13 protein-coding genes and 1 pseudogene are annotated in these 17343 nt (G+C 73.0%); 8 read left to right on the forward strand and 6 right to left on the reverse strand.

Translation table 11 applies throughout. The features are described from left to right. Positions 1 to 34: 34 nt before the first annotated feature. The gene (locus AC4BDD_RS14915) at positions 35 to 607 is read right to left on the reverse strand and encodes a hypothetical protein (RefSeq protein WP_490691488.1); all 573 of its coding nucleotides are present in this window, start codon (positions 605 to 607) and stop codon (positions 35 to 37) included. Between the two features lie 213 nt (positions 608 to 820). On the opposite strand from AC4BDD_RS14915, the gene AC4BDD_RS14920 reads away from it, so the two are divergent. The 3 genes from AC4BDD_RS14920 (at position 821) to AC4BDD_RS14930 (ending at position 4043) form a co-directional block, all read left to right on the forward strand. Continuing rightward, entirely contained in the window at positions 821 to 1492 is a 672-nt protein-coding gene (locus AC4BDD_RS14920; protein ID WP_490691489.1) for a GntR family transcriptional regulator, read from the forward strand. Continuing rightward, positions 1489 to 2811, forward strand: a complete 1323-nt coding sequence (locus AC4BDD_RS14925) for an MFS transporter (protein WP_490691490.1) — start codon at positions 1489 to 1491, stop codon at positions 2809 to 2811. The genes AC4BDD_RS14920 and AC4BDD_RS14925 overlap by 4 nt, the downstream gene beginning before the upstream one ends. 119 nt (positions 2812 to 2930) lie before the next feature. After that, a complete protein-coding gene (locus AC4BDD_RS14930; RefSeq protein ID WP_490691491.1) occupies positions 2931 to 4043 on the forward strand; it encodes an alanine racemase in 1113 nt (370 codons plus the stop codon). Positions 4044 to 4201: 158 nt separating this feature from the next. On the opposite strand, the gene AC4BDD_RS14935 is transcribed toward AC4BDD_RS14930, so the two are convergent. Beyond that, positions 4202 to 5029 carry a maleylpyruvate isomerase family mycothiol-dependent enzyme gene (locus AC4BDD_RS14935; protein ID WP_490691492.1) on the reverse strand — a complete coding sequence of 276 codons (828 nt, stop codon included), beginning with the start codon at positions 5027 to 5029 and terminating at the stop codon, positions 4202 to 4204. 138 nt (positions 5030 to 5167) lie between these two features. Between AC4BDD_RS14935 and AC4BDD_RS14940 the strand changes: the two genes are divergently transcribed. Together AC4BDD_RS14940 and AC4BDD_RS14945 are read left to right on the forward strand one after the other, a co-directional pair. Beyond that, positions 5168 to 6067 (forward strand): carbon-nitrogen family hydrolase, encoded by a 900-nt coding sequence (locus AC4BDD_RS14940; RefSeq protein ID WP_490691493.1) that lies wholly within the window; start codon positions 5168 to 5170, stop codon positions 6065 to 6067. 69 nt (positions 6068 to 6136) lie between these two features. Further along, on the forward strand, positions 6137 to 7963 hold the full coding sequence (locus AC4BDD_RS14945; protein ID WP_490691494.1) for an NHL domain-containing thioredoxin family protein: 1827 nt from the start codon (positions 6137 to 6139) through the stop codon (positions 7961 to 7963). Here AC4BDD_RS14945 and AC4BDD_RS14950 read toward each other — a convergent pair whose 3' ends face one another. The 4 genes from AC4BDD_RS14950 to AC4BDD_RS14965 all read right to left on the reverse strand — a co-directional run bounded on the left by AC4BDD_RS14950 (position 7964) and on the right by AC4BDD_RS14965 (position 14428). Continuing rightward, the gene (locus tag AC4BDD_RS14950) at positions 7964 to 8707 is read right to left on the reverse strand and encodes a DUF4232 domain-containing protein (RefSeq protein WP_490691495.1); all 744 of its coding nucleotides are present in this window, start codon (positions 8705 to 8707) and stop codon (positions 7964 to 7966) included. 249 nt (positions 8708 to 8956) lie between these two features. Further along, positions 8957 to 11119 carry an AfsR/SARP family transcriptional regulator gene (locus tag AC4BDD_RS14955; RefSeq protein ID WP_490691496.1) on the reverse strand — a complete coding sequence of 721 codons (2163 nt, stop codon included), beginning with the start codon at positions 11117 to 11119 and terminating at the stop codon, positions 8957 to 8959. 1 nt (position 11120) lies between these two features. Next, a complete protein-coding gene (locus tag AC4BDD_RS14960) occupies positions 11121 to 12413 on the reverse strand; it encodes a M18 family aminopeptidase (RefSeq protein WP_490691497.1) in 1293 nt (430 codons plus the stop codon). A 188-nt stretch (positions 12414 to 12601) separates the two neighbouring features. Further along, positions 12602 to 14428 carry an acyl-CoA dehydrogenase gene (locus AC4BDD_RS14965; RefSeq protein WP_490691498.1) on the reverse strand — a complete coding sequence of 609 codons (1827 nt, stop codon included), beginning with the start codon at positions 14426 to 14428 and terminating at the stop codon, positions 12602 to 12604. A gap of 131 nt (positions 14429 to 14559) precedes the next feature. On the opposite strand from AC4BDD_RS14965, the gene AC4BDD_RS14970 reads away from it, so the two are divergent. The 3 genes and pseudogenes from AC4BDD_RS14970 to AC4BDD_RS14980 form a co-directional block, all read left to right on the forward strand. Beyond that, entirely contained in the window at positions 14560 to 15048 is a 489-nt protein-coding gene (locus tag AC4BDD_RS14970) for an SseB family protein (protein WP_490691499.1), read from the forward strand. Positions 15049 to 15151: 103 nt separating this feature from the next. Continuing rightward, positions 15152 to 16105, forward strand: a complete 954-nt coding sequence (locus AC4BDD_RS14975) for a pirin family protein (protein WP_490691500.1) — start codon at positions 15152 to 15154, stop codon at positions 16103 to 16105. Positions 16106 to 16200: 95 nt separating this feature from the next. After that, positions 16201 to 17307, forward strand: a pseudogene (locus AC4BDD_RS14980) (AI-2E family transporter); the annotation flags it as partial. Between the last annotated feature and the right edge of the window lie 36 nt (positions 17308 to 17343).

Here is a 17343-nt window from a genome sequence, read left to right on the forward strand (position 1 = left end):
TCCGCCGGTTCCGGCTCAGGCCAGGCGGTACGGGTCAGCGGGTGGGGAGCGGGCGCTTGCCGCGGAGATCGTCGGAATCGTAGTTTCCGGATCCGCCGGAGAGCTTGAGCCTGAAGGAGGAGAAGACCTTCTTCTCGCTGTTCTTCCCGCTGTTCTTCTTGGGGTCGGTGAGGGTGACGGTCCCCTTCAGCGGCTTGTCCAGGCACTTCTCCCCGCACCAGGTGCCGGTGACCTTTCCGGTGCCCGAGGCCCGCCTGGCGCCCCACTTCTGCCAGCTGACCCCGCTGATGGTGGTGAACTCGGAGAGCACCAGGTTCTTCGGGCGGCGCTGGGCGACCCCCTTGTCCGCGTGCTCCTCGCCGTAGTGGTTGACGACGTACGGAAGGCCGGATCGGGTGACGCCGGCCTCGGCCGACCGGGTGGCGACGGCGGCGGCCGTGGCGACGGTGGGCTTCATCGTGGGGGTGTCGGCGGCCTTGTCCTTGCTCTCCCCGCAGGCGGTGCCGAGCAGGGCGAACGCGGCCACGCCCGCCAGGGCGGCGGCCGTCCTGGCGGGCGTGGTGCGGGGGGTTCGGGGGCGGTGGGGGCGGTGGGGGGTGCGGTGCATCGTGGACTCCGATCCGGTGGTGCTGTCGGGGATGTAACGGCGATCCGCCGGTCGCTGTCACACCCGGGAGGCTCGCCGTTCCCCGTTCGTGTGGCGTCGCCCGCGTTCGTGTGGCGTGGTCCGCCGCGGTGCCGTCCCTGCGGCCGCCGCCTACCCGTCCGTATCGCGGGACCGCCCTCCCGCTCGTATCCCTGTTGTATCTATGCTGCGTGCATGATCTCAGCGACCGCCCCAGCCGCGCCCCCGGCCAAGCAGCCGCCCGCCGCCGAGCGGGTCTACGCGCACATCAAGCAGGGGGTGCTCGACCGGAGCTACGAGGGCGGCACGCTGCTCACCGAGGGTGATCTCGCGGAGGCCGTCGGCGTCTCCCGGACCCCGGTGCGGGAGGCCCTGCTCCGCCTGGAGGTGGAGGGTCTGATCAAGCTCTACCCGAAGAAGGGCGCGCTGGTCCTGCCGGTCTCCGCCCAGGAGATCGCCGACGTCGTCGAGACCCGGCTGCTGGTCGAGGAGCACGCCGCCCGCAAGGCCGTGCCCGCCCCGCCGGCGCTGATCACCCGTCTGGAGGAGCTGCTGGAGGAGCAGAAGCGGCAGGCGGCCACCGGCGATCTGGCGGCCGTCGCGGTCAGCGACCGCTGCTTCCACGCCGAGATCGTGCGCAGCGCGGGCAACGAGATCCTCTCCCGCCTCTACGACCAGCTCCGCGACCGCCAGCTGCGGATGGGCGTGGCCGTGATGCACGCCCACCCCGACCGCATCGCCAAGAACATCGCCGAGCACACCGAGATCCTCCAGGCCCTGCGCGCCGGCGACGCGGACGCGGCCGCCGCCGTCGTCCACAGCCACGTCAGCTGGGTGAAGAACCTCGCGCGCGGAGACGTGCGATGAGCGTCCCGGACACCGGCCGGGCCGGCGGTGGGGTGAGCCTGCCCGGCGATCCACCCGGCGGCCGCCGCGCGGTCGCCGTATGGGGCCTGGGTGTGGCCGTCTACTTCGTCGCCATCACCTACCGGACGAGCCTGGGCGTGGCGGGCCTGGACGCGGCGGACCGCTTCTCCATCAACGCCTCCGCGCTGTCCACCTTCTCCATCCTCCAACTGCTGGTCTACGCGGGCATGCAGATACCCGTCGGCCTGATGGTCGACCGGCTCGGCACCCGCAAGGTGCTGAGCCTGGGCATCCTGCTCTATACCGCCGGTCAGTTCGGCTTCGCGCTGTCCGAGTCCTACGGCACCGCGCTGGCCTCCCGGGCCCTGCTGGGCTGCGGCGACGCGATGACCTTCATCAGCGTGCTGCGGCTGGGCGCGCGCTGGTTCCCGGCCCGCCGGGGGCCGCTGATAGCCCAGGTCGCCGCGCTCTTCGGGATGGCCGGCAACCTCATCTCCACCCTGGTGCTCGCCCAGTTGCTGCACCGCTTCGGCTGGACCCCCACCTTCGCGGGCAGCGCGCTGGGCGGCGTGCTGGTCCTCGTGCTGACCCTGCTCTTCCTCAAGGACCACCCCGAGGGACACCAGCCGGAGCCGGTCGCCCGCGCCGGCAAGGGCTTCGTACGCCGCCAGATCGCGGACGCCTGGCGCGAGCCGGGCACCCGGCTCGGCATGTGGGTGCACTTCACCACGCAGTTCCCCGCGATGGTCTTCCTGCTGCTGTGGGGCCTGCCCTTCCTCGTCGAGGACCAGGGCCACAGCAGGGCGGAGGCCGGTGAACTGCTGACCCTGGTGGTGCTCTGCAACATGGTCATCGGCCTGGTCTACGGGCAGATCATCGCCCGCCACCACACCGCCCGCGCGCCGCTGGCGCTGGGCACCATCGCCGCGACCGCCCTGCTGTGGGCGGCGGTGCTGGCCTGGCCCGGCGACCGCGCCCCCGGCTGGCTGCTGATCAGCCTGTGTGCGGTGCTCGGCGCCTGCGGACCCGCCTCCATGATCGGCTTCGACTTCGCCCGGCCCGCCAACCCGCCGGAGCGAGCCGGGACCGCTTCCGGCATCGTCAACATGGGCGGCTTCACGGCCTCCATGACCACCCTGCTGGCCGTCGGCGTGCTGCTGGACGCCACCGGCGACAACTACCGGATCGCGTTCGCCTCGGTCTTCGTCCTCCAGGCCCTCGGCCTGACGCAGATCCTCCGGCTGCGCGGGCGGGCGGACCGGCGGGAGCGGGAGCGGGTGGTGGCCAGTCGGGTGGAGGCGGTGCACGTGCCGGCTTGAGGGCGGGGGTGCGCGTTGTATTTGGGGGCTCCGCCCCCAAGCCCCCGGTCCTCAAATGCCGGACGGGCTGGTTTCATGGGCCGGGTACGACTTCGAACACCGACTTTCGGGGGCACCACATGACGATCCCGTCGACCGACGAACTGTCCTGGCGACTGCCCGCGGGCATCAGCACGCCCGCGCTGGTGGTGGACGCGGACGTCATGGAGCGCAATGTCCGCCGGATGGCCGACCGCGCCCGCGAGCTGGGCTTCGCCCTGCGGCCGCACGCCAAGACGCACAAGAGCCCGCGGGTGGCGGAGTATCAGCTCGCGGCGGGTGCGGACGGGCTCACGGTGGCAACCATCGGGGAGGCCGAGGTCTTCGCCGACGCAGGCGCCGACGACCTGTTCATCGCCTACCCGCTCTGGGCGGACGAGCGGAAGGGGCAGCGGCTGCGGCAGCTCGCCGACCGGGTCGCCCTGAGCGTCGGCGTGGATTCGGTCGAGGGCGCCACCCAGCTGGGACGCGCGCTGCGCGGGAGCGCGGCCCCGGTCCGAGTGCTGGTCGAGATCGACAGCGGCCACCACCGCACCGGCGTCGTGCCGGGCGGCGCGGCGGCCGTGGCGCGCGCGGCCGCGGGCGCCGGACTGCTGGTGCACGGCGTGTTCACCTTCCCCGGCCACGGCTACGGCCCGCAGGCCCGCGAGTCGGCGGCCCGGGACGAGGAGCGCGCGCTGGGCGAGGCGGCCCGGGCCATCGAGGAGGCCGGCCTGAGCGCCCCGGTGATCAGCGGCGGATCCACCCCGACCGCGGGCGCCGTCCGGCAGGGCGTGGTCAACGAACTCCGCCCCGGCGTCTACGTCTTCAACGACGCGACCCAGGTCGCGCTGGGCAGCTGCGCCACCGGGGACGTCGCGCTGGCCGCCGCGGCCACCGTGGTCAGCGTCCCCGCCCCCGACCGCATCGTGCTGGACGCCGGCAGCAAGATCCTCAGCACCGACCGCCCGGCCTACCTGACCGGCCACGGGCTGATCCCGCAGCTGCCGGGCGCGGTCATCACCTCGCTGTCCGAGCACCATGCCGTCGTCCAGCTGGCGTCCGGCACCCGCGCGCCCCGCCCCGGCGCCGTGCTCGCCGTCGTCCCCAACCACGTCTGCACCGCGGTCAATCTCGTCGACGAGCTAATGGTGGTCCGCGACGGTGAGCTCGCGGACCGCTGGCCGGTAGCCGCCCGGGGCGCCAACGCCTGATCCGCCCGCCAGGTGGTCGCGCTGCTCCGCGGGCACCCGCACACCGCCGCGGCCACCACCTGCGCCGGTCTGCCGGCCCCGCCTCAGCGCGCTGCGTCAGCGCCCTGCCCAGCGCCCCGCCTCAGCGCCCTGTTCCGCGGTACCCGCGCGGCAGGGCGCTACGGCGTGACCGCGAAGTTGGCCAGGATGGCGTCCGCCAGCTCCCGGTCGCCCTCGATCTTCACCAGCTCGGCCACCGCCTCCGGCCGCACCCGCCCGCAGGCCAGCCGCAGATACGTCTCCCAGTCCAGGGCGATCGTCACCGCCGGGCCCAGCGACACACTGCCGTCGATGGTGCCCCGGCCCTCCGCGTCCACCCGGACCGTGCGCATGAACTCCAGCGGGCCGCTCACATCGACGACGACCGCGGAATTGGCCGGCGCGCCCGCGCGCTTGGCCACCACCTTGGGGAGAGCGCCGAGCAGCGTGTCACGGACGATGTGCGCGCCCGGCGAATCGAGGTTGCCGGGCCGGCCCAGGGCCCGACGCAGGTCCTGCTCGTGCACCCACACATCGAACGCCCGCATGCTCAGGGCCGTTTCCAGGGTGACCTCCGCGCCACCCAGCGGCCCACGCAGCGTGGCCTCCGGCCCGCGCTTCTCGTTCCGCAGCTGCCGGGAGCGGCGGATGATGGTGTACTCCAGCTCGGAGGTCATCTCCGGCGCGGTGTGGCAGCGCCGCACGTCGACCTGGACCTCCAGGTAGCGCGAGAGCTCGTCCTTGACGTGGAACAGGTCGCGCGGCAGCGAGTGGATGGGGCGCGGATCGCCCAGCATCTCGCACTCCGCCCCGATCACGTGGGAGACGACGTCGCGCACCGACCACCCTGGGCACTCGGTGGCCCGGTTCCACTCGCCCTCGACGAGCGGATTCACCAACTCGGATATCGCCTCGATGGAGTGGGTCCAGGCGTCGATGGAGGTCTGAAGGCTGGGATGGTCGGTCACGGGACCCCTCGGACGGTTGGTACGCGGGCTGGGTGCTCTCAGGCGCTTAAGTTACGCTGCGCGAGGGCGACCCGGCAGTGCTTTCGCCTCTGATCGTAGGCCCCGATTGACGGCTCGATAGCTGAGAGCGGTGGTACTGTGCGCGCCTCCCTGATCCAGATCGCCGTAACAGCGGATGAGTCGGTGGAAAACCGGCGGGTGAGGGTTGCGTCACTCGTCCGCGAGCAGGCCGGTGCCGATCTCGTCGTCCTCCCCGAGCTGTGGCCGGTGGGCGCGTGGGCGTATGAGCTGTTCGACACGGAGGCCGAGGCGCTGGACGGTCCGACGGCCGCGGCCATGTCGGCGGCGGCGCGGGACGCGGGGGTGTGGCTGCACGCGGGCTCGATCGTCGAGCGCGCGGGTGCGCCCGGCGAGGGCGGTCCGCTCTACAACACCTCGCTGCTCTTCTCGCCCGACGGCGAGCTGGTCCGCACCTACCGCAAGATCCACCGCTTCGGCTTCGACACCGGTGAGGCCGTACTGATGAGCGCGGGCGACGAGGTGGTCACCGCGACGCTCCCGATCACCGCGACGCCCCCGGCCACCGGGACGCTCCCGAGCGGGGCCGACGCCGGGGCCGAGACGGGCGCCGGGGCCGAGGCAGGCGCCGCCCAGGAGCTCACCGTGGGCCTGGCCACCTGCTACGACCTGCGCTTCCCCGAGCTGTTCCGGCTGCTGGTCGACGCCGGGGCGCAGGCGCTGCTGATCCCGGCGGGCTGGCCGGCCCGGCGTCGCGAGCACTGGACGCTGCTGGCCCGGGCCCGCGCCGTGGAGAACCAGGCGTACGTCCTGGCCTGCGGAACCGCCGGCCGCCACGCGGGCGTGGCGCAGGCCGGACACAGCATCGTCGTCGACCCCTGGGGCGAGGTGCTCGCCGAGGCGGGCCCGGACGAGCAGGTCCTCACCGTCGAGCTGGACGTGGCGCGGGTGGCCACCACCCGCCAGGACTTCCCCGCCCTCCGCGACCGCCTGCTGGGCCTGCCGACCCCGCGCCGGTAGGGGGACCGGGCGCGGCGGCGGGGCCCGGCAGGGGAATGCGCGGCCGGTCGCGTGCTGTTTGATGTCGACATGGCAGCATCACGAGCACGCGTCCGGGCCCCCGAGCTGATCGGCAAGGGCGGCTGGCTGAACACCGGCGGCAAGGATCTGACCCTCGCGGAGCTGCGGGGGCGCATCGTCATTCTGGATTTCTGGACGTTCTGCTGTGTGAACTGCCTGCACGTCCTGGACGAGTTGCGGGAGCTGGAGGAGAAGCACCGCGACACCGTCGTGATCATCGGGGTGCACTCGCCGAAGTTCGTGCACGAGGCCGAGCACCAGGCGGTGGTGGACGCCGTCGAGCGCTACGAGGTGCACCACCCGGTGCTGGACGACCCCGAGCTGGCCACCTGGAAGAGCTACGCGGTCCGGGCCTGGCCCACCCTGGTCGTCATCGACCCGGAGGGCTATGTCGTCGCCCAGCACGCCGGCGAGGGCCACGCGCACGCGATCGCCACCCTGGTCGAGGAGCTGGAGGCCGAGCACGCCGCCAAGGGCACGTTGCGGCGCGGCGACGGCCCGTATGTGGCGCCCGAGCCGGTCGCCACCGACCTGCGCTTCCCGGGCAAGGCGCTGCCGCTGCCCTCGGGGAGCTTCCTCGTGACGGACACCACCCGGCACGCGCTGGTGGAGCTGGCGGCGGACGGCGAGACGGTGCTGCGCCGGATCGGCACCGGCGAGCGGGGCCTGGTGGACGGGCCCGCGGACCGGGCGCGCTTCCAGGAGCCGCAGGGGCTGGCGCTGCTGCCGGACGGACGGGTGGCCGTCGCCGACACCGTCAACCACGCGCTGCGCGCCTTCGACCCCGCCACCGGCGAGGTGGCGACGATCGCGGGCACCGGCCGGCAGTGGTGGCAGGGTTCGCCGACCTCCGGCCCCGCCCGTGAGGTGGCGCTCTCCTCGCCGTGGGACATCGCCTGGTTCGCGGACCGGCTGTGGATCGCGATGGCGGGCGTCCACCAGCTGTGGACGTACGACCCCGAGTCCGGCACCGTCGAGGCGGCCGCCGGCACCACCAACGAGGGCCTGGTGGACGGGCCCGCCGCGGAGGCCTGGTTCGCGCAGCCCTCCGGGCTCGCGGCCACCGCGGAGCGGCTGTGGATCGCCGACTCCGAGACCTCGGCGCTGCGGTGGGTCGAGCGCGACCCCGACCACGCGGGCGGCTTCGCGGTCCGCACGGCGGTCGGCACCGGCCTGTTCGACTTCGGGCACCGCGACGGCGCGGCCGACCAGGCGCTGCTCCAGCACCCGCTGGGCGTCACCGCCCTGCCCGACGGCTCCGTCGCCGTCTGCGACACCTACAACCACGCGCTGCGCCGCTACGACCCGGCGAGCGACGCGGTCTCCACGCTCGCCACGGACCTGCGGGAGCCCTCGGACGCGGTGCTGGTCGACGGCGACATCCTGGTCGTCGAGTCCGCCCGGCACCGGCTGACCCGGCTGCGGCTGCCCGAGGAGGCGGTCCGGGTGGAGGCGGTCGCGCACCGCACCCAGCGCGCGGCCACCGAGATCGCGCCCGGCACGCTCCGCCTGGACGTGGTCTTCCAGGCGCCCGCGGGCCAGAAGCTCGACACCCGGTACGGCCCGTCGACCCGGCTGCTGGTCAGCTCCACCCCGCCCGAACTGCTCGCGGCGGGCTCCGGCGCGGACACCGACCTCAGCCGTGACCTGGTTCTGGCGGACGGGGTGACCGAGGGCGTGCTGCACGTCTCGGCGATGGCCGCCTCCTGCGACGACGACCCGGCCAACGAGTACCCGGCCTGCCATGTCCACCAGCAGGACTGGGGGGTCCCGGTGCGGATCACCGAGGGCGGCGCCACCCGCCTGCCGCTGGTGCTGGCCGGAATGGACGGGTGATCAGTACGTGAGGGCGTCGCTCAGGCTGCTCTGCCAGTAGGTGACGCTCGCGGAGTCGTCGACCGTCAGGGTGCGCGGCAGGGCCAGTTCGGCGGAGCCGCCGACACTGCCGCCCTGCTCCGGACCGGCGAAGGAGACCCGCAGCTTGGTGGCCTTGCGCGGGTTGCCGCCCTCGCCGTCGGCCGAGAAGTAGGCGATGCCCGCGTAGGCGGTCTCGCCCGGGGCGAGGGTGGTGACCGCCTGCGGCTTGCTGTCCTGGAAGGCGTTCATGGTGGCCTGGTCGCCGTCGAAGCCGAGGTAGGGGTAGCCGTAGGCGTTGCAGCTGGTCTTCGAGGTGTTGGTGGCCTGGAGAACCAGGTGGTTGATCGGCCGCGGGGCCTCGCTGACCTTCAGCGACACCTGGGCCGTGGTGCAGGTCACCGCCTTGCCGCCGGCCTCGGGCTGCTCGGCGCCACCCGTGGTGGAGGGCTTCCCCTTGGCGCCCCCGGTGCCGCCGGTGCCACCCGTGCCGCCGGTGGTGCCGGTGTCGGCGGAGCCCTTGCCGGCCTCGGTGCCGTTCTTCACGCCGGAGTCGGCCGCGGTGCCGTCCACCGGCTTGCCGGGCGACGTGGTCGAGGTCGCCTTGCCCGAGGTCTTCACCCCGTCCGCGTCGGAGCCGCAGGCGGTGAGCGTCAGAGCGGTCGCGGCGGACAGCGCGACGGCGGACCACAGAGCGCGGGAGCGGCGAGCGGCGGCGGCGTTCATGGCGGATTCCCCCCGGAAGTCGAGTGTGTTCCTCGGTACGTCGACAAGACTCCCGCCCGCCGCTGCCGTGCCGGTGCCGTCCCGCTAACGTCCCACTAACGGCCCCGCCGGTCCCCCGCCTAACGGCGTGTCGGCCGCCGCCCAACGGCCCCTGCCGGCCCTGTCTGACGGCCCTCGCCGGGCCTGTCTGACGGCCCCCGCCGGGCCCCGGTCCAACGGCCCCGCCGGCCCGCTGCCATCGAACAGGCCCTAACGGCCCGGCGCCCCCGCGCCGCCCTTGCCGTCCCGGCCGTCCTTCTCCTCGTCCTGCGCGAAGAGCTTCACCAGATCGGTCATCACATAGCGGTCGGTGGCCTCCTCGTCGATCAGATGCATCTCCGCGAGTCGGCCCAGGCCGTCCCGGGCCACTTCCGGGTCGGAGCCCGCTATCTCCGCGACCGCGGAGACATCCACCTCCCGCGCGAAGCTGCTGCCCAGGGTGGCGAGCAGCCGGGCGTCGTCCGCCGACAGCCGGGCCACGGAGGCGCGGAGCGCGGCCGCCACGCCGGTGTCCTCCGCGGACAGCAGCGCGAGCCGGCGGCGTTCGTCGCGCAGCGCCGCCGCCAGCCGGGCCAGCCGCCACCGGGGGCGGGCGGTGAGCTGAGCGGCGGCTGCCCGCAGCGCCAGCGGCAGGCCGTTGCACAGCCCGACCAACTCGTGGGCGGCGACCGGGTCTTCGGCGACCCGGTCCGGCCCCAGCGCCGCGCCGAGCAGTGCCACCCCGTCCTCGGGGCCCAGCGCGCGCAGCGGCACCGCGCGGGCCGAGTCGGTCGCGACCAGCCCGTCCAGCCGGCTGCGGCTCGTCACCAGCGTGACGCACTGCGGGCCGACCGGCAGCAGCGGCCGGACCTGTGCGGAGCTGCGGGCGTTGTCGAGCACGACCAGCAGGGCGCGATGCGCCGACAGCGACCGGTACAGCGCGGCGGCGGCGTCCGTCGACTCCGGTATCCGGGCCGCCTCGACGCCGAGGGCGAGCAGGAAATCCCGCAGCACCTGGGCCGGTTCGGTCTCCCGGCCGGCGCTGAAGCCGCGCAGATCGGCGAAGAGCCGGCCGTGCGGGAAGGCGCGGGCGTGGGTGTGCGCCCAGCGCAGCGCGAGCGCGGTCTTGCCGACTCCGGCCGGGCCGGTGACGAGGACGACGGCGCTGTCCGTGACCTCGCCGGGCAGCGCGTACCGGGTCAGCTGCTCCAACTCGCCCTGGCGCCCGAAGAACCCGGCCGGAGGCCGCGGCAGCATCTGCGCCCCGGCCCCCACTCCAGCCGCTGCGGCCCCGCGCTCGGGGGTCAGGCGGTCCACCGGGCCGCCGGGCGGGACCGGCGCGGACAGGCCCGCACCACCCTCGGCGGGCGCGGGTACGGACGGTCCCGGCGCGCCGCCAGGCCGGCGGGGCGGCACCCCGAACCCGCCGCCCGGCGCGCCGAACCCACCGCCGGGCCCACCGGGGCCGCCGGCGCCAGGCACACCGGCGCCAGGCACACCGGCTCCCGCACCGCCCCACGTCCCCGCGCCGGGGGCCGCGCCCCGCGCGCCGGAACCCGCACCGGCCAGGCCGGAGCCTGCTGGGCCGGAGGCTGCCGGGCCGGGGCCCGTCGTGCCGGGGGCACCCGCCGGCCGGGGGCGCGGCGGCGCGGTCCGTTCGCCGGACAGGATCCGCTCGTACGCCTCGCGCAGCCGCTCGCCCGGGTCCACGCCGAGTTCGTCGGCGAGCGTCCGGCGGGTGCGGTGGTACCACTCGATCGCGTCGGACTGCCGGCCCGCCCGGTACAGCGCGAGCATCAGCGCCGCCACCAGCCCCTCGCGCAGCGGGTGGGCGACGACCTGCGGGGAGAGCGCGGCGGCCGCCCGGTCGTGTTCGCCCAGGGTGCCGTAGGCCGTGGCCAGCGCGGTGACGGCGGCCAGCCGTCGCTCCTCCAGCGCGTGCGCCGCGGCGGCGAACGGCTGGGTGGAGACGGTGCCGGTCAGTGCCGGGCCGCGCCACAGCGCCAGCGCCTCGCGCAACCGCCCGACCGCCTCCTCGGCCGCGGTCTCGGGGCGTGCCAGGGCGACCAGTTCGCTGAACCGGTGCGCGTCCACCAGCGATTCGGGCAGCCGCAGCAGATACGCCGAGCCGTGGGTGGTCAGTTCGACGCCGTACCGCGCGGCGCCGACCTCGGCGAGCACGGTGCGCAGTTTGGAGACGTGCCCCTGGATGACGGTGCGGGCGTGCGCCGGCGGTTCGTCCTCCCAGAGGGAGGCGGTCAGCTGCTCGACGGAGACGGTGGTGTTGGGCTGGAGCAGCAGCATCGCCAGGACGCTGCGCCGCTTGGGCGGGCCCAGCGGCAGCTCCCCTTGCCCGGTGGCGACGGATACCGGGCCCAGCAGTGCGAATTCCACATCAACCCTCCAGGAAGGAGGCGAGGGCGGTGGCGAGCAGGTGCGGGTCCTCGGCACCGCACAGCTCGCGCGCGGAGTGCATGGACAGGATGGCCACGCCGATGTCGACCGTGGTGATGCCGTGCCGGGCGGCGGTGATCGGGCCGATGGTGGTGCCGCACGGCATGGCGTTGTTGGAGACGAAGCTCTGCCACGGCACGCCGGCGCGCTCGCAGGCGGCGGCGAAGATGGCCCGGCCGCGGCCGTCGGTGGCGTACCGCTGGTTGACGTTGACCTTGAGGATCGGGCCGCCGTTGGGCTTGGGGTGGTGGCCCGGCTCGTGCCGCTCCGGGTAGTTGGGGTGGACGGCGTGGCCGGTGTCGGAGGAGAGGCAGACGGTGCCGGCGAAGGCGCGGGCCCGGTCCTCGTAGGTGCCGCCGCGGGCGTAGACCGAGCGCTCCAGGACGGTGCCCAGCAGCGGGCCCTGGGCGCCGGTGTCGGACTCGCTGCCGTTCTCCTCGTGATCGAAGGCGGCCAGCACCGGGATGTAGGGCAGCTCGGCGCGGGCCGAGACGGCGGCGAGCGCGGCGGTGGCCGCGTGCACGGACAGCAGGTTGTCCATCCGGGGCCCGGCGACCAGCTCGCGGTCCCGGCCGAGGTAGGCGGGCGGCTCGACGCTGTGCACCATCAGGTCCCAGCCGGTGACGTCCGCGGCGTCCAGCCCGGCCTCGTCGGCGAGGAAGCGGATCAGCTCGCCCTCGCCGTCGTTGCCCAGCCCCCAGATGGGCGTCATATGGCGCTGTTTGTCGAGCTTGAGGCCATCGGTGTTGACCGACCGGTCGAGGTGGACGGCGAGTTGCGGCACGCGCAGCAGCGGACGGTCCACGTGCACCAGCCGTTCGCCGCCGTCACGCAGCGAGAGCCGGCCGGACAGGCCCAGATCGCGGTCGAGCCAGGTGTTGAGCAGGGGGCCGCCGTAGATCTCGACGGCGACCTGGCGCCAGCCGTGTGAGCCGGTGTCCGGGATCGGCTTGACGCGCAGATTGGGAGAGTCGGTGTGAGCCCCGACAATTCGGTACGGAGTGGACGGGGTCGCGCCCTCGGGCACGTACCAGGCGATGATCGCTCCGCCGCGCAGCACGTACCGCCCGCCGGTCCCGCCCTCCCAGGCATCGGTCTCCGCCACCTGACGGAATCCGGCTTTCTCCAGGCGGGCGGCGGCGTTGGCCACCGCGTGGTACGGCGAGGGGCCGGCGGCGAGGAAGGAGAGCAGGTCGTCGGTGTGGCCGCGGTCGAAGCGGTACGGAGAGCTCATGACCTTAAGGATAAAGAGCGGCCGGGGCCCGCTTCGGGTAAGGAAGCGGGCCCCGGTTCGGTGAGCGGGCGGCCTGGACCCCGGACCGGATCCTTCCGCCCGGCCCCTCGGCGGCGGCTCGGTGGTGGCCGGGCCGCCGCGCGCGAGGCGGCTCAGGGGACGGTGTTACGCGTTACGCGCGGCGCGTCTCAGAACGCGGCCTCGTCCAGGTCCATCAGGGAGCCGTCGACGGCCTCGGCGAGCGCACGCTCGGCGGAGACGCGGGGCAGGATCTCCTTGGCGAAGAACTTCGCCGCCGCGATCTTGCCCTGGTAGAACGCCTTGTCCTTGGCGGAGGCGTCCGCCAGCTTCGCGGCGGCCACCGCGGCGCCCTTGAGGAGCAGGTAGGCGACGACCACGTCACCGGAGGCCATCAGCAGGCGGGTGGTGTTGAGGCCGACCTTGTAGATGGACTTGACGTCCTGCTCGGTGCCGGCGAGGTCGGTCAGCATGGTGCCGACGATCGCCTCCAGGTCGACCGCGCCGCGGGCCAGCGCGTCGCGGGCGTCGGCCAGCTCCTCGCCGCCGTGCGCCTCGGCCAGGAACTTCTTGATCTCCTCGGCGAGGGTGGTGAGCGCCTGGCCCTGGTCGCGGACGATCTTCCGGAAGAAGAAGTCCTGGCCCTGGATGGCGGTGGTGCCCTCGTAGAGGGTGTCGATCTTGGCGTCCCGGATGTACTGCTCGATCGGGTACTCCTGCAGGAAGCCGGAGCCGCCGAAGGTCTGCAGCGACTGGGCGAGCTGCTCGTAGCCCTTCTCGGAGCCGTAGCCCTTGACGATCGGCAGCAGCAGGTCGTTCAGGCCGTGCAGGGCCTTGGCGTCCTCGCCGGCCGCCTCCTTGATCGCGATCTCGTCCTGGACGGAGGCCGTGTAGAGGACCAGGGAGCGCATGCCCTCGGCGTACGCCTTCTGCGTCATCAGCGAGCGGCGGACGTCCGGGTGGTGCGTGATGGTGACCTTGGGCGCGGTCTTGTCCATGAAGTTCGCCAGGTCGGTGCCCTGGACGCGCTCCTTGGCGTACTCCAGCGCGTTCAGGTAGCCCGTCGACAGGGTGGAGATCGCCTTCGTGCCGACCATCATGCGGGCGAACTCGATGATGAGGAACATCTGGCGGATGCCGTCGTGCTTGTCGCCGATCAGCCAGCCCTTGGCGGGGTGCTTGTCGCCGAACGTCATCTCGCAGGTGTTGGACGCCTTGAGGCCCATCTTGTGCTCGACGTTGGTGGCGTAGACGCCGTTGCGCTCGCCCAGCTCGCCGGTCTCCCAGTCGAAGTGGTACTTCGGCACGAGGAAGAGGGACAGGCCCTTGGTGCCGGGGCCGGCGCCCTCGGGGCGGGCGAGGACGTAGTGGAGGATGTTCTCCTCCATGTCGTGCTCACCGGAGGTGATGAAGCGCTTCACACCCTCGATGTGCCAGGAGCCGTCCTCCTGCTGGATGGCCTTGGTGCGGCCGGCGCCGACGTCCGAACCCGCGTCGGGCTCGGTGAGCACCATGGTGGAGCCCCAGCGCTTCTCGACGGCGATCTGGGCGACCTTCTTCTGCGCCTCGTTGCCCTCGTTGAAGAGGATGCCGGCGAAGGCCGGGCCGGAGGAGTACATCCAGATGGCCGGGTTCGAGCCGAGCAGCAGCTCCGCGTAGGCCCAGATGAGCGAGCGCGGGGAGACGGTGCCGCCGATCTCCTCGGGCAGGCCCAGGCGCCAGTACTCGGAGTCCATGAAGGCCTCGTAGCTCTTCTTGAACGAGGCCGGAACCGGCGCGGTGTTGGTCTCCGGGTCGAAGACCGGCGGGTTGCGGTCGGCATCGGCGAAGGACTCGGCGAGCTCGTTCTCGGCGAGACGGCGGATCTCGTCGAGGATGCTCTTCGCGGTCTCGACGTCCATCTCCTCGAACGGACCGGTGCCGTACACCTTGTCGCGCCCGAGCACCTCGAAGAGGTTGAACTCGATGTCGCGGAGATTCGACTTGTAGTGCCCCATGGCGACGGCTCCGTAAAGGCTCGAGAGGCTGGGACCTCTTAGGCATTTCAATCGGTAATGCCATGATGCTACCCGTGGGTAATAAAGGGCAACCCTCCAGCGGTGAACTGTGACTCAGTACGCTTCGGGGCATGTACGGCTACGACCAGAACGCGGGCGCGGGGCAGGGGTACGCGGCTCCGCCGCCCCCGCCGCAGCAGCAGCCGCAGACCCCGATGCCGCCCGGCGGCTACGCCGAGCAGCCGCTGTACCCCGAGCCGTCGCCGCCGTCGCTGGCCGACGCGGTCCGCGCCTTCACCACCGGCTCGATGTCCGCCGAGGACTTCCAGCAGATCTTCGCGACCTCGAAGGTCTACTGCCCGCGCGGTGAGAACCCCGGCTTCCTGGCCCTGCACAACACCCAGCAGCCGGTCATCCCGATGTTCACCTCGCTCAAGGAGCTGCGGCACTACGCCGGCAAGGAGTCGAAGTACTTCGTCATCACCGGCGCCGAGGTGATCGACCTGCTGCCCACCGGATACGGCTTCGTCCTCGACATCGAGGGTGACCACCGGATGGTCTTCGACGCCAAGGCCGTGGAGCAGATGGTCGACTTCCTGATGCGCCGGATGTACGGCTAGGGGTGACGGGGGGATCGCTCTGCGTGGTGGGGGAATAGCGGCGCCCTTGCGGGTGGTTCACCGTTCAACTAAGTTGAATGATGAACAATCCGAGGAGGCCGTCATGCCCGCAGTGACCGTCGACAACCCACTGACCCTGCCGCGCGTGGCCGCGGCTGCCGATGTCCGGCAGCGCCCGGTGCTCGGTGTCGCCACCGCGCCCAGCGGCTTCGAGGGCGAGGGATTCCCGGTGCGCCGGGCCTTCGCCGGTATCGACTACAGCCACCTCGACCCGTTCATCATGATGGACCAGATGGGTGAGGTGGAGTATCAGCCCGGGGAGCCGAAGGGCACCCCCTGGCACCCGCACCGGGGCTTCGAGACCGTCACCTATCTGATCGACGGCACCTTCGTGCACCGCGACTCGCACGGCGGCGGCGGTGTCATCAACGACGGCGACACCCAGTGGATGACCGCCGGCTCCGGCCTGCTGCACATCGAGGCCCCGCCGGAGTCGCTGGTCGTCAGCGGCGGACTCTTCCACGGCCTCCAGCTGTGGGTGAACCTGCCGAAGAAGGACAAGATGATGGCGCCCCGCTACCAGGACATCGGCGGCGGCCGGGTGAAGCTGCTGACCTCGTCCGACGGCGGCGCGCTGCTGCGCCTGATCGCCGGGGAGATCGACGGGCACCAGGGCCCGGGCATCACCCACACGCCGATCACCATGCTCCATGTGTCGGTCAATCCCGGCGCGGAGCTGACCCTGCCCTGGCGCGCGGACTTCAACGGCCTGGCGTACGCGCTGGCCGGTCGCGGCACCGCGGGCGCGGAGGGCCGGCCCTTCCGGATGGGCCAGACGGTGGTCTTCGGCGAGGGAGACGCGGTGACCATCCGGGCCGACCGGGAGCAGGAGTCGCGCAGCCCGAACTTCGAGGTGGTGCTGCTCGGCGGCCGGCCGATCCGGGAGCCGATGACGCACTACGGCCCGTTCGTGATGAACACCCACGCCGAGCTGGCCCAGGCGTTCGAGGACTTCCAGGCCGGGCGGCTGGGCACCATCCCGGCCGACGCGGCCTGAAACGATCCTCACGCGCCCGACGTGGCCTGACGGGGTGTCACCCTGTCGGGCCCGCCGGGCGGGCGGGGCCGAGCGGCGCGTGATGGGCTGGGGCGGTGCCGACCGAGTCGCGGCCCGAGCCGCTGCTGCCGGAACCCGCCCGCCGTACGGCGGCCTGGTGTGTGGTGGTGCTGCTCGTGGCCGGGGTCGGCGGGGTGGTGGTCTGGCTGTGCTCCCAGCTGAAGACCGCGGTCATCCCGGTGCTGCTGGCCCTGCTGGGCACCGCGCTGCTCGGCCCGCTCCACCGCCGCCTGGTACGCCTGCGGGTGCACCGCTCGCTGGCCGCCGGGCTGACCTGCCTGGTGCTGGTCGCGGTGGTCGGCGGGGCCGGATACATCGTGGTCAGCGCGCTGATCGACACCGGTGACCAGATCATCGCCTCGGTGAAGGACGCCGCGACGAAACTCGCGGACCACTTCGGCGTCGCCGGCGCCTCGCTGGACGACCTCGCGGGCAACGCCAAATCGCTGCTCAGCAGGTTCGGCGGTACCGCCGCCACCGGGGTGCTGACCGGGATCAGCGTCGTCGGCGAGATGATCGGCATCGCGGTGCTCGCGCTCTTCCTGACCTTCTTCTTCCTGCGCGACGCGCACAAGGCGGCCGACACTCTGCACGCCCTCGCCCCGCGCGGCACCGGCCCCCGGCTGGAGGCGATGGGCCGCCGCGCCTTCGCGGCCGTCGAGGGGTTCATGCGCGGCACCACGATCATCGCGCTGATCGACGCGACGCTGATCACCATCGGGCTGCTGATCCTCAGCGTGCCCGGGGCGGCGGGGCTCGGCGCTCTGGTCTTCGTCGGCGCGTACATCCCGTATCTGGGCGCCTTCCTGTCCGGCGCCGTGGCGGTGCTGGTGGCGCTCGCCGACGGCGGGCTGGACATCGCCCTGTGGGCGCTGGGCGTGGTGCTCGCGGTGCAGCTCATCGAGGGCCATGTGCTGCAACCGGTGATCCAGAGCCGCACCGTGCAGATGCACCCGGCGGTGGTGATGGTGACCATCACGGCGGGCGCCGGGGTCGCCGGTGTCCTGGGCATGCTGCTGGCCGTCCCGCTCACCGCCGCGGCCACCGGGATCCTCGTCGAGCTGCGCGCCTCGTACGCGCACACCCCGACCGGCGCGACGTCCTACCTGGGCGGCGGCCATCCCGGTGGCGGCCACGCAGGCGGCGACCGATCCGGCGGTGACCCTGCCGGCGGCGGC

It is taken from the genome of Streptomyces sp. JLBT605, assembly GCF_058215555.1.